10 protein-coding genes are annotated in these 12,672 nt (G+C 68.1%); 5 read left to right on the forward strand and 5 right to left on the reverse strand.

The features are described from left to right. The first annotated feature begins 448 nt into the window (after positions 1–448). On the forward strand, positions 449–2,350 hold the full coding sequence (locus BLQ28_RS30900) for an ATP-binding cassette domain-containing protein (RefSeq protein ID WP_093247166.1): 1,902 nt from the start codon (positions 449–451) through the stop codon (positions 2,348–2,350). Positions 2,351–2,441: 91 nt separating this feature from the next. Continuing rightward, complete coding sequence (locus tag BLQ28_RS30905; RefSeq protein WP_093247167.1) at positions 2,442–4,190, forward strand: phospholipase D family protein; 1,749 nt, start codon at positions 2,442–2,444, stop codon at positions 4,188–4,190. A gap of 6 nt (positions 4,191–4,196) precedes the next feature. On the opposite strand, the gene BLQ28_RS33555 is transcribed toward BLQ28_RS30905, so the two are convergent. From BLQ28_RS33555 to BLQ28_RS30925, 4 genes are all read right to left on the reverse strand, one after another. Further along, a complete protein-coding gene (locus tag BLQ28_RS33555; protein WP_093247168.1) occupies positions 4,197–5,105 on the reverse strand; it encodes a copper chaperone PCu(A)C domain-containing protein in 909 nt (302 codons plus the stop codon). Between the two features lie 70 nt (positions 5,106–5,175). Then, positions 5,176–7,467, reverse strand: a complete 2,292-nt coding sequence (locus BLQ28_RS30915; protein ID WP_256327521.1) for a TonB-dependent receptor — start codon at positions 7,465–7,467, stop codon at positions 5,176–5,178. A 114-nt stretch (positions 7,468–7,581) separates the two neighbouring features. Further along, positions 7,582–7,953 (reverse strand): DUF2946 family protein, encoded by a 372-nt coding sequence (locus BLQ28_RS30920; RefSeq protein WP_093247170.1) that lies wholly within the window; start codon positions 7,951–7,953, stop codon positions 7,582–7,584. 11 nt (positions 7,954–7,964) lie between these two features. Continuing rightward, positions 7,965–9,281 carry a TraB/GumN family protein gene (locus BLQ28_RS30925; RefSeq protein WP_256327523.1) on the reverse strand — a complete coding sequence of 439 codons (1,317 nt, stop codon included), beginning with the start codon at positions 9,279–9,281 and terminating at the stop codon, positions 7,965–7,967. Between the two features lie 64 nt (positions 9,282–9,345). Here BLQ28_RS30925 and BLQ28_RS30930 point away from each other — a divergent pair, with 64 nt between their 5' ends. The 3 genes from BLQ28_RS30930 (at position 9,346) to BLQ28_RS30940 (ending at position 11,634) form a co-directional block, all read left to right on the forward strand. Then, complete coding sequence (locus BLQ28_RS30930) at positions 9,346–9,759, forward strand: VOC family protein (RefSeq protein ID WP_093247172.1); 414 nt, start codon at positions 9,346–9,348, stop codon at positions 9,757–9,759. Positions 9,760–9,841: 82 nt separating this feature from the next. Further along, the gene (locus BLQ28_RS30935; protein WP_093247173.1) at positions 9,842–10,447 is read left to right on the forward strand and encodes a MarC family protein; all 606 of its coding nucleotides are present in this window, start codon (positions 9,842–9,844) and stop codon (positions 10,445–10,447) included. An 8-nt stretch (positions 10,448–10,455) separates the two neighbouring features. Continuing rightward, entirely contained in the window at positions 10,456–11,634 is a 1,179-nt protein-coding gene (locus BLQ28_RS30940; protein ID WP_093247174.1) for a toxin-antitoxin system YwqK family antitoxin, read from the forward strand. Positions 11,635–11,664: 30 nt separating this feature from the next. On the opposite strand, the gene BLQ28_RS30945 is transcribed toward BLQ28_RS30940, so the two are convergent. Continuing rightward, the gene (locus tag BLQ28_RS30945; protein ID WP_093247175.1) at positions 11,665–12,639 is read right to left on the reverse strand and encodes a Bug family tripartite tricarboxylate transporter substrate binding protein; all 975 of its coding nucleotides are present in this window, start codon (positions 12,637–12,639) and stop codon (positions 11,665–11,667) included. Positions 12,640–12,672 lie beyond the last annotated feature (33 nt).

Consider the following 12,672-nt stretch of genomic DNA (forward strand, 5'->3'; position numbering starts at 1 on the left):
TTTTTCGCTTTCAACATCTTCTTTTTTAGCACCCCGCAATCTTCATTGCGAGACGCTGAAGCTGTTTCAGCGGAGCCTGCTAGTCTAACACGACTTTTAAAGTCTCATCAAACTATTTTCGCTTTCTTCAACTTCTTCCAGCACCCCGCAACTTTCATCGCAAGACGCTGAAGCTGTTTCAGCGAAGCCTTCGATTATGCACTGCTTTTTCAAGCACCGTCAACTTTCGAGGACTTTTTTCTCAACCCGCATGCAGATCAATCCCTAGAGACCTCACCACCTGCACATCACATCGCTGCAATATCTGTCGAGCCCACGAGTATATGCCACTTTTCGGGCCGCGCAAGACTTCTCTCGACAGAATCGTCTTCAAGGCCTCCTTATATAGAAGCACGCGCCTGCCCCTTGCTTATCCCTGTCTTGTGCCCCCTCCGATAATCCGTGCCACATGGCACTCATCACACTCCTCGACGCACAACTCGCGTTCGGTCACGTCCCGCTGCTCGATCATGCGGACTTCTCTCTTCTCGAATCGGAACGCATCGGCCTGATCGGCCGCAACGGCGCTGGCAAGTCGTCCATGCTCAAGATCCTGGGCGGTCTTGAAAAGACGGACGACGGCATCCTCCAGCTGCAGCAGAACCTCCGCGTGGCCTACGTGGCCCAGGAGCCTGCACTGGATATGGATGCCGACGTCTTCACCGCAGCCAGCCAGGGCCTGGGCCCGGTCATTGCCATCCGTGATCTCTACTTGTCTGGTGCGGATGGCCTGGACCTCGACGCCCTCCAGTCCCAGATCGAAGCCTTCGACGCCTGGAACTGGGAGCAGCGCGTCGAAGAGACGCTGCATCGCCTCCACCTCGACCGCAACGCCCGCGTCGGCTCCCTCTCTGGCGGCACCCGCAAGCGGGTCGCCCTGGCCCAGGCCCTGGTGGCCGCCCCGGACGTCCTTCTATTGGACGAGCCCACCAACCACCTGGACCTGGACTCCATCGAGTGGCTCGAACAACTGCTGATCGACTTCAAGGGCAGCGTCGTCACCATCACCCATGACCGCAGCTTCCTGAACCGCGTCGCCACCCGCATCGTGGAGCTGGACCGGGGCAAGCTGAGTTCCTACCCCGGCAATTTCGAGCAGTACCTCGTACAGAAGGAAGAACAGCTCGCCCAGGAAGCCGTGATCAGCGCCAAGGCCGACAAGCTGCTGGCCCAGGAAGAAATCTGGATCCGCAAGGGCGTCGAGGCCCGCCGCACCCGCAGCCAGAGCCGCATCACCCGCCTGCAGGAACTGCGTGCCAGCCGCGCCTCCCGCCGGGAGGTGCAAGGCAGCGTCAACATGGACGTGGCTTCCGGCCAGTCCAGCGGCAAGATCGTGGCTGAACTCACCGAAGCCACCAAGTCCTTCGGCGAGAAGACCGTCATCCGCAACTTCACCGGCACCATCCTGCGCGGCGACAAGGTCGGCCTGCTCGGCCCCAATGGCGCGGGCAAGACCACCCTGCTCAAGCTGATCCTGGGCGAGCTCGAACCCGACAGCGGCAAGATCCGCCGCGGCACCAACCTGCAAGTGGCGTATTTCGACCAGATGCGCGACAAGCTCGACCTCGACGCCACGCTCGAAGACTTCATCAGCCCCGGCAGCGAGTGGATCGAGATCGGCAGCCAGCGCAAGCACGTCAAGAGCTACCTGTCCGACTTCCTGTTCTCCCCCGCGCGCGCCAACTCCCCCGTGCGCTCGCTCAGCGGCGGCGAGCGCAACCGGCTGCTGCTCGCCCGCCTGTTCGCCCGCCCCGCCAACGTGCTGGTGCTCGACGAGCCGACCAACGACCTGGACATCGACACCCTGGAACTGCTCGAAAACCTGCTGCAGGACTACGACGGCACCGTGTTCCTCGTGAGCCACGACCGGACCTTCCTCGACAACGTGGTCACCAGCACCATCGCGTTCGAGGGCAACGGCCACTGGCGAGAGTACGAAGGCAGCGTGCAGGACTGGCTGACCCAGTCCAAGCGGGCCCGCGAGATCGCCGAGCAGCGCCAGGCCGCCGCGCCCGTCGCAGTACCAGCCCCCGCGCCTGCAGCGCCCAGCGCCGAACCCGCCGCCCGCGCAAACGCGCCCCGCAAGAAGCTCTCATATAAAGAGCAGCGCGAACTCGACGGCCTCCCCGCCCAGATCGAAGCCCTCGAAACGGAGCAGAAGCGCATCACCGAGATGCTCGAACTCGACGGCGGCGCCATCTACGCCAGCGACGCCTCGCGCGCCACCGAGCTGGCCGAGCGCCACGCCAAGATCGACGACGAACTGCTCGCCGCCCTCGAACGGCAGGAAGAACTAAGCACCGCGCGTTAACGCCCGCCCCGGTCGTCCGCCCGTCCGACGCGCGGCGGGCGCCGACTAGGCTATACATGCGGCTCATCCCTTCAAGCTCCGGGAAAGCTGCATGCCCTCATTCCAAGCGTTCTTTCGCCGCACCGCCGCCCTTCTCGCGATCGCGCTCCTGGGCGCCTGCGCGCAACTGCCGCAGAACGTCGACCGCCCGGTATCCACCGCGCTGGCCTCGCCCGACGGCACGGCCCTCGCCACACTGGTCCAGGAGCGCCGACAGGCCGACAAGGCACGCTACGAATCCGGCTTCCTGCTGCTCGGCGGGCCTCAAGCCGCCTACGGAAGCCGGCTCGCATTGATCGAGAACGCGCAGAAAACGCTCGACCTGCAGTACTACGCCATCCACGCCGACGCCAGCACCGGCCGGCTGGTGCGCAGCCTTCGGACCGCCGCCGAGCGCGGCGTGCGCGTGCGTGTGCTGCTCGACGACTTCCACAGCACCGGCCGCGACGCGTTGGTGCTTGGCCTGGCGTTCATCCCGAACATCGAGATGCGGCTGTTCAACCCGCTGGCGGGTTCGCGCGACTCCACCTTCAGCCGCCTCTTCAATTCGATCGGCGACGCTTCGCGCATCCAGCAGCGCATGCACAACAAGCTGTTCCTGGCCGACAACGTGCTCGGCGTCGCCGGCGGCCGCAACCTGGGCGATGCCTACTTCGGCAACGCGACCACCGGCAACTTCATCGACGTGGACGTGCTGGCCGCCGGCCCGATCGTGCAGGACCTCTCGCGCAGCTTCGACAGCTACTGGAACAACGAACGCGCCTACCCCGTGCAGTCGCTGGTCACGCGCGAGGAGCTGCAAGAAATTCGCGAAGACGCGAAGAAGGCCGACCAGGAACTGGCTGACGAAGCTGCCCGACTGCAAGCATCTGAAGGAACACCCGCGCAGCCCGGCGGCGAGCCGCCGCCCGACGTGCCGCCCACCGCGGCGCAGCGCTCGCGCGCCTGGGACGAAAAGGCGCTCGACCTGCGCACCGCCCAGTTCGTCTGGGCGCCCGCCGTGATGCTGGCCGACAAGCCCGGCAAGATCGCGGCCGACTCGGGCCCCGAGGCGGCAAAAGCCCCCGGCCTCGTGGTCAGCCGCCCGGACGACAAGGCCGCCGCCTCACGCGGCGCCGCGGCGCTCACGGCGGCATCGACCCTCGCGGCCAACGGCGACACCGTGGTCGAAGGCCTGCTGCAGCTCATCGGCCAGGCGCGCTCCGACCTCTTGATCATCTCGCCCTACTTCGTGCCGGGCCGGGACATGACGCAGGCCTTTGCCGCCGCCCGCGCCAAGGGCGTGCGCATCCGGGTGCTGACCAACTCGCTGGCCTCGAACGACGCGCCGGCCGCCCACGTCGGCTACGCGCGCCACCGCGAGGAACTGCTGAAGATGGGCCTCGAGCTCTACGAACTGCGCAGCGAGCAGGCCAGCTTCGGCACGGTCTTCGGCGGATCGAGCGGCGGCGGCAGCAACGCCACGGGCGAATCGCGCGCGATGCTGCACTCCAAGGTGCTGGTGCTCGACAACCGGCTGCTGGTGGTCGGCTCGATGAACCTCGATCTGCGCTCGCAACTGCAGAACACCGAGATCGCGCTGCTCATCCGCAGCGACGAACTCTCGCAACTGGCCTCGGCGCAGATCGAACGCGGCCTGCGCGAGCGGACCTGGCACGTCGAGCTGGTGAACGGCTCACTGATCTGGCGCGCGCCCCAAGGCAGCGGCCTGAAGGACACGACCACCGAGCCCGACACCGGCGCCGGGCTGCGGCTGATGCTCAAGCTCTTCGGGCCGCTGGCACCAGACCAGTTGCTTTGACCGTGCTCAGTGCTTGTGCTGATGCATTGAGCCGGCCGCATCGGCGCCTTCGGGCGCACCCACCGGCAGCGTCACGTCGAGCGCGGTCTTCACGCCCTTGGCGTCTTCGAATTTGAGCGTCATCGGCACGGTCGCGCCCTTCGCCAGCGCGCCCTTCAGGTCCATCATCATCACGTGATAGCCGCCCGGCTTGAGCTCGACGGTCTGGCCCGCGGGCAGGTCGAGGCCGCCGGTCAGCTCGCGCATCTTCATGGTGTCGCCTTCCATCTTCATCTCGTGCACTTCGGCGATGCCGGCGGCCGGGGTGGAAATGCTCACCAGCTTCGTGCCGGTGGGCGCGGTCAGCTTCATGAAGGCGCCGGTGCCGCTCTGGCCCGGCACCGACTGGCGCACCCAGCCGTCGCGCACATCGACCGTGGCCACGCCCTGCGCCACCACCTCGACCTTGGCGGCCGGGCTCTTCAGGCCGGCGGTCGAGTTGCCCGATGCGGGCACCTCGGCCCAGTCGACGCTGCCCACATCGCAGGTCTGCAGCACCTTGAACCACAGCGGGCCCGGCGTGCCCGGCACCTTGCCGCGCAGCACGAACTCGGCGCGCTCGCTGCCGGGCAGCGCGTTCTGCGCCGTCTCGGCGGTCCAGCGCACTTCGCCGTCGCCCTTGCTCTTTTGCACGTCGAGCTTCCAGCCCTTGCGTTCCTGGGCGTCGCTCAGCACGAAGCCCTTGGGCAGGCGCACGGCCAGCCCGGTGGTGGCCTTGGCGCCTTCGCAGGCGTGGCCGACGCGGAAGGCCGCGTTGTAGTCGCTGCCGACCGTGGCACCGCCCGGCGGCAAGGTGACGTGAGCGGATGCGGCCGTGACGCCTGCCAGCATGGCGTATGCCGCTGCGGTTCTGAGAGCGATGCGCGGATGGATCATGGAAAGCTCCTTGAAGAATCGGGTGAGTGAAGAAGAAAAAAAGCAGGAAAAGCAGAAAGACGAGAAAAGCTCAAAGGTCGAACTTGAGTTCGGCCACGTAGGTGCGCTGCGGGTACGGGTGGAAGGCCCAGTACTTGTTGTTGTTCAGGTTGTCGATGCCCACGGCCGCGCTCCATTGCCGGTCGATCCGGTAGCGTATGCGCGCATCGACCACGAAGAACTTCGAGAAGCCCATGTACGCGGCGCCATTGGGGTCGCTGTTGTCGAGCGTGCCGTACTGCTTGCCGCTGTAGCGCGCGCCGACGGTGTAGCTCCAGTTGGCGTCGGGCCGGTAGGTGGCGAGCAGCGCGGCGCGCACCTTGGGCACGCGCGGCTGCTGCTGGCCGACGCTGGCCGGAAAGCCGCTGTTGGCGGTGATCTTCGAGTTGGCCAGCGTGAGGCTGCCGCTCAGGTCGAGCCCCTGGATGCCGACGTCGACCGCGTTCAGCGCCACCTCGAGCCCGCGCGTGCGGATCGCATCGACGTTCTGCACCGTGCTCACGAGGTTGGTCAGCGCCTGGGTGTAGAGCGCGTCCTTCGTGTTCTCGAAGAACAGCGTGGTGCGCAGCACGCCGTCGAGCCCCCAGCCCTTGAGGTCGCGCTCGGCGCTCAGCTCGGTGGTCCACGAACGCTCGGGGCGCAGGTTCGGGTTGGTGTTGACGATCTGGTTGCCGCTGATCGAGCCCTGGTACAGCTCGCTCACCGTCGGCATGCGCACCGCGCGGCCGGTCGATGCCTTGAAGAGCCAGGCCGGCGTGGCCTGCCACGCGATGGCGGCCTTGGGCGAGTCGTAGCTGTTCTTGCGCGGCGCGAAATTCAGCAGCGACGTCGCATTGCCGAGCTGGCCGCCGTAGGCTTCCCAGCGCTCGTGCCGCAAGCCCAGCGTGGTCTTCCAGTCGGGGGCAAAACGCCAGGTGTCCTGCACATAGAGCGACTGCAGCCGCGTGTTGCCGTTGAAGGCCGAGAACGGCGACACCATCGGGCCGCCGATCCAGTCGAGCGTGTTGCCGACGCTGGTGCGCAGGCGCGCCGTGTCCTGCTGGAAGCCGAAGTCGACCACGTGCGCGCCCACGCCTTCGGCCGAACCGGTGGGCCGCCAGGTGCCGGCCGCCTTGAAGGTGTTCCAGCCCGAGCCGCCCATGTCGGTGGTGCGGCCCGGGCCGCCGCTGAAGGCGCCGGGCAGCGGCGTGGTCGGCGTGCGCGAGGTGTCGCTCGAGTAGTCGAACAGGCTCGCGGCCACTTCCCAGTCGAACACGCCACCCGTGTGGCTCTTCACCGAAAGGCCGTGCATGTAGTGCGTGAGCGCGGTCTCGGTCGGCGCCAGTGCGGCGCTCGGCGTGTCGAGGTTGTAGCTGCGCCCGCCGATGTTCACCAGCCCGCCGTACACCGGCTGCCCGAGGGCGTTGCGCAGGTAGGTGTCGACGCTGCCGTGCGTGGTGTTGTTCCAGGCGCCCAGCGTGTAGGTGGCGCGCACGGTCGGCGAGAAGTCGTACGCCACCTTGAGCTTGGCCTGCTCCTGCGTGGTGTCGTAGATGGTGGCGCCGCCCACCAGCCACCACGGCTGGTTCGACGGATTCAGCCCGAGCACCGCGCCCGTCACCGGCGTGCCGGCGCTGCCGACCGTGCCGGCACTCACGAGGCGGTTGCCGAACACCAGCGCCTGCCCCTTGCTCTGGGTGCGCGAGGCACTGAGCCACCACGACCAGTCGCCGCTGCGGCTGCCCAGCGACAGGTCGAGCTGCTGGCCGGCCGGCGACGAGTGGCTGTTGTACAGGTCGAAGTTCGACGCAAAGCCGCTGAGCTTGACGTGCGCCTCGAACTGCGTGGGCATGCGCGTCACGTAGTCGACCACCGCGCCCACCGAGTTGCCCGGGTACGCGGCCGAGAACGGCCCGTAGAGCACGTCGACCCGTTCGATTTCTTCCGGCGACACCATGCCCCAGCGCGGCGCGTAGGTGGCGCCGTTGCCCAGCGGGTTCGACAGCATGATGCCGTCGGCATAGACCATCGAGCGCGCGCTGTTGCCCGTGCCCGAGGCGCGGGTGGCGAGCACCGCATGGTTGAAGTCGCCGATGTAGCGCTTGCGCACGACCAGGCTTGGCAGGTACTTGAGCGCGTCTTCGCTGTCGGTGGCGTTGACGGTCTCCACGATCTGCTCGTGCGTCACGCCTTCGATGGTGGTCGGGATCTGCGCCGGCAGCGAGGTCGGACGGCCGCCGCTCACGGTGACGGTGCTCAGGGCGCGGCCGCTGCCGCCGGCTTCAGGCGGATCGGCCGCCTGCTGCTGCTGCGCCAACGCGGGCGCGCCCAGGGGAAATGCCAAGGCGATCGCCAGGGCGCGGGAATGTTTTTTCACTGGAAACCTGCTCCACGAACTTCAAGCCAAACGGGCCGAAAGCGACCGTTGGCCGGCCGCCTGCAGCGATGGTTTTGAAAGTCAGGAGAAGGTCGGGGGCCCGCGCGCCGGCAGCGGTGCGGCGGTGGCCGCGGCAAGGCGCGCGGCGGGAATCGGCTGGACCACGCGGCCCAGCGGCAAGGGAAGATCGAAAGAAGCCACCGCCACGACCGGCGGCGGTGCGCCGGTCAACGCGCACAGCGGGCAGTCCATGTGCGAGGCGCCCATTTCGCGCGCGCCGTCGTCGGTGTGCACCACCACCTTGATGGAGCCTGCACCGGCGCACACCAGCTCCATGGCCTGCGGGTGCACCAGCGGCGACGCCACCGCCACGCCCAGCGACAGCACGAACCACAACAGCACCCAGCGGCCGATCTGGCCGAGGAGGCGGGTGGGGTGGCGCAGCGCGTGCATGGCGGTCGCGATTATCTGCGCACTTTGGTCTTGGCGGCCGTTGTGTGCGCGGCCGGGCGGGCGCTGGCAGCGCCGCGTGGCGCGGCCTTGGCCGGTGCTTTGGCCCCGCCCTTCTGGGCCGGGGCGGCCTTCGTCGACTTGGCGCCCTTGCCGCCCTTGGCAACCGCTGCGCCCTTCTGGCCCCGCTGGCCCTTGACGGCCTTGCCGCCGCGCGCGGACCTCGGGCCCGGCGACGGCGCCGCCAGCGCCGGCATCGGCTGCGCCGTCTGCGCCTGCGCGTCGGTCAGCACCGGCGTCACGGTGAAGCCGCGCGCCGCCATCAACGTGGGCAGGCCCTGCGGGCCGATCATGTGCAGCGCACCGACGGCGGCGAACACGCTCTTGCCGCCCGCATGCAGCCGCTCGATGCCGTCGGCCAGGCCGGGGTTGCGGTCGTCCAGCAGGCGCTTCATGAGGCGCTGCTCGGCCGGCGTGTTCAGGCAGTCGCACCACTCGGCGTAGCGGGTGAGCCTGGCCGCGTCGCTGCGCGCCCAGACGTCGGCCAGCTCCTTCATCTGCCCGCGCAGCTTGCCCGATTCGAGTTCGTCGAGCGCCGCATCGACCTGTTCGGCCTCTTCGACTTCGGTTCCGCCGGTCAGCACCTTCAACTGCTCGGCCGCGCTTTCGAGCGCGACGATGGGCTTGTTGCTGTTGCGCGCGGAAACCGCCAGCGTCTCGTCGACGCCGAATTCCGGGTACAGCCCGTCGGCGCGCGCCACCAGCCCGGCCAGCGCCGTCACCTGCAGGATCGGCGGCAACTTCGACAACGTGCCCGGCGGCACGCAGGCCTCGCTCGTCTGGCGTTCCAGCCGGCGTGCGCGCTCGCCGCTGAGCACGCGCGCGAGCAGGTCGGGGTCGGCCGGCTGCGACATGGTCTTTGCCGTGGCTTCGTCGCGCGAGTCCAGCTCCAGCGCGAGCGTGTCGCTCTGCGCCAGCGCCTTCTGGATGGTCGGGCCGGGGCGTACCCAGTCGCCACGGCCGATATGGATGGTTCCGTACAGCCAGGAGGTACGGCCGTCTTTTTCGATGCGCCACAGCATGCCGCGGTCGATGCCGTTGCGCAGGCCCATGCCGGGCTTTTCGAGGCTGGCGATGGCCGAGGGCGGGCAGGCGGCATGGGCCGCGAATGTAAAGACACAGCAGGCGCCGGCCAGCAACTGGCGTGGCAGGTGCGACAGACGCGGCGCGTTCTGCACGAGGCGCGTCGGGGCCGTGAAATCAAGGCCGCGCAACCACGCCTGCACGTCGATGCCGCGCATCCGCGCGGCGAGGCTTCGGAGTATCCGCAAGGCTTGCTCCAAGATGAAAGAAAGTCCGGCATTCTCACAGCACCGCTGCCCATAATCCGAAACCATGCAGAGCATCTTCCATCTTGCCTTCCACGTTCGCGATCTGGACGGCGCCCGCCGGTTCTATGGCGGCGTCCTCGGTTGCGCCGAGGGCCGCAGCACCGACACCTGGGTCGATTTCGACTTTTTCGGCCACCAGATCTCCCTCCACCTCGGCGAGCCCTTCGCCACCGCGCGCACCGGTCGCGTCGGCGACGTGATGGTGCCGATGCCGCACTTCGGCCTCGCGCTGGCCCTGCCCGACTGGCAGGCGCTGGCCGGGCGCCTCGAAGCCGCCCACACCGACTTCGTGCTGAAGCCCCAGGTGCGCTTCGAAGGCCAGCCCGGTGAGCAGTGGACGATGTTCTTCTGCGACCCCTTCGGCAACCCGATCGAGGTCAAGGGCTTCCGGTCGCTCGACACGCTCTACGACAAGTGAGCCAGCGCCAGGCCGCCCCAAGCAGGCTCGCGGCCCCGTCGAGGCGCCGCGATGGCACAAGACGCCGGGCACGGAGGCGCGCATGAGCTACACCTTCGCATCGGCCACGGTCTTGCTGCTGCTCATCACCGATCCGCTGGGCAACATCCCCATCTTTGCCAATGCCCTGAAAGGCGTGGCGCCCGAGCGCCGCACCCGCGTGATCGTGCGCGAAGTGCTGATCGCCTTCGCGCTGCTGCTGGGCTTCATGTTCGTGGGCGACGGCTTCCTGCGGGTGATGGGGCTGTCGGGCCTGTCGCTGCAGATCGCCGGCGGCGTGGTGATGTTCCTGATCGCGTTGCGCATGATCTTTCCGCCCGAGCACGGCGCCGCGCCTTCCGCCACGCCGGCCGAAGAACCGCTGATCGTGCCGCTCGCCGTGCCCGCCCTGGCCGGCCCCTCGGCGCTGGCCACCGTGATGCTGCTGGTGTCGCAGGCGCCCGAGCGGCGCCTCGAATGGGTCGCCGCGCTCAGCGTCACCATGGCGGTATGCGCCGTGGTGCTGGTGCTGGCCGAGCGCATCCAGCGGCTGGTGGGCGAACGGCTGGTACAGGCCTTCGAGCGGCTCATGGGCCTGATCCTGGTGGCCGTGTCGGTCGAGATGATGATCCGCGGCGTCAAGCTGCTGGCCGCCGAAATGGGAAGGTAGTTCGCGCCATGCCCGTCCTTGCTGCTTTTCCGCGCCTGCTCCGGATCGGCATGGCCGCACTCGTTCCCCTGCTCTGCGCCACGGCGGTCCATGCGCAGCAGGACTGCGAGTTCAACGGCCGCAGCGTCAACCCCGACAACGGCGCCAGCCTCGCGGGCAAGACCGGCCTGCTGCGCTGCAAGGACCGCGCAAGCGGCGAACTGCAGCGCGAAGCGCAGGTGCAGAACGGCGTGACCATGGGCCTCGTGCGCATCTACGAAAAGGGCCGGCTTGCGAAGGAGCACACGCTCAACGCCAAGGGCAACATGCAGGGCCGCGCCCGCGAGTTCTCGCCCACCGGCCGCGTGCTGCGCGACGCCACCTACGACGACGGCCAGGAGCGCGGGCTGGTGCGCAGCTACTACCCCACCGGCCAGTTGCGGCGCGCGATCTTCTACCCGGACACCGGCAGCGAGCGCGCCTCGGTCGAGTTCACCGAGCGCGGCCAGATCTCGGCCCTGCGCTGCGCCGATGCGCCAACACTGGCGCCCGTGGCCGACGACGCCAAGCTGTGCGGCTTCATGGGCACCCCGTCGCAGGTCGAGCTGTTCGACACGCGCGGCACGCTGCGCTCGCGGCTGTCGTTCCTGGCGGGCAAGCGGGTGCGCACGCAGAACCTCTACGACAACGGCAAGACCGCGCTGCTCGACGAAACCACCGGCAGCCAGCGCACCGAACAGAACTTCTCGTCCGAAGGCATCAAGCGCCGCGAGACGGTGTACCTGCTGGTCGAGCGCGCCACGATCCGCCAGCGCGAACAGGCCTTCTCCGAAAGAGGCACGCTGGTGCGCGACCAGCGCTGGAACACCTCGGGCGAGCCGATGGCCGACGACAGCTATTACCTGAACGGCCAGCCGAGCAGCAAGGCGGTGTACAGCGGCAGCGGCGACACGCGCACGGTCGAGGTCACGGAGTTCCACGACAACGGCCAGCGCGCCGCGCAGGGCAGCTACCAGGTCACCAGCCGCGGCCGGCAGATACCCGTCGGCACCCACCAGCGCTTCAGCGAAAAGGGCACGCTGCTGGCCGAGTCGAGCTTCGACGCCAAGGGCCGCGTGACGCGCGAGCGCGCCTGGGACGACAACGGCGACCTGCAGCGCGACGACGAGGTCTTCGAAGACGGCTCCCGAAAAGCGTTCACCCGGTAGGACGAACGCCACGCCGGGCCGCCGGGCGCATCAGTCCAGCTTGATGCCGGCCTGCTTGATGATCGGGCCCCAGCGCTTCGACTCGGCGCGCGACAGCGCGGCAAACTGCGCCGGCGTGCCGGGCATCGCTTCCATGCCGAAGTCTTCGAAGCGCTTTTGCACGGTCGGCGTGCCGAAGGCCTTGTTCAGGTCGCCGTTGAGCTTGTTGACCACGGCGGGCGACAGGCCGGCCGGGCCCAGCAGGCCCTGGAACGCGAACACCTCGGTGTTGGGCACGCCCACTTCGGCCAGCGTCGGCACGTTGGGCAGCAGCTTGCTGCGCGCGCCCGAGCCGATGGCCAGCACGCGCACCTTGTTGCTCTGCATGATCGACAGGCCCGAGGCCAGGTCCAGGAACATGCAGGGCACCTGGCCGCCCATCACGTCGGCCATGGCGGGCGCGGCGCCGCGGTACGGAATGTGGGTGATGAAGGTGCCGGTGCGGACCTTGAACATTTCCATCGCCAGGTGATGCGGCGAACCGTTGCCCGGCGAGGCGTAGTTGACCTTGCCCGGGTTGGCCTTCACGTAGGCCAGGAACTCCTTGAAGTTCTTCGCCGGAAACTCCGGATGCACCACCAGCGCGAGCGGGAACTTGCCGATGGCGCCGATGTAGGTGAAGTCTTTTTCGGGGTTGAAGGGCAGCTTGCTGAACAGGTACTCGTTGAAGGCCAGCACCGCGTTGTCGGCCGAAAGAATCGTGTAGCCGTCGGGCTTGCTCTTGGCCACGATGTCGGCGCCGATGTTGGTCGAGGCGCCGGGGCGGTTGTCGACCACGATCTGCTGGCCCAGCGTCTGGCGCATGGATTCGGCCAGCACGCGCGCGATCACGTCGGTGCCGCCGCCCGCGGGGTACGGCACGACCCAGCGGATGAGTTGCGCGGGGTAGTCCTGTGCCTGGGCGAAGGGCGTGGCGGCCACGGCGGCGCCGGATGCGAGCGTGGCGAGAAGGGTACGGCGATCCATGGATCAGTCTCCAGTCGTTTGTAGTTCGGAAAA

It is taken from the genome of Variovorax sp. EL159 (assembly GCF_900100965.1).
In the GTDB taxonomy this organism is placed as follows: domain Bacteria; phylum Pseudomonadota; class Gammaproteobacteria; order Burkholderiales; family Burkholderiaceae_C; genus Variovorax.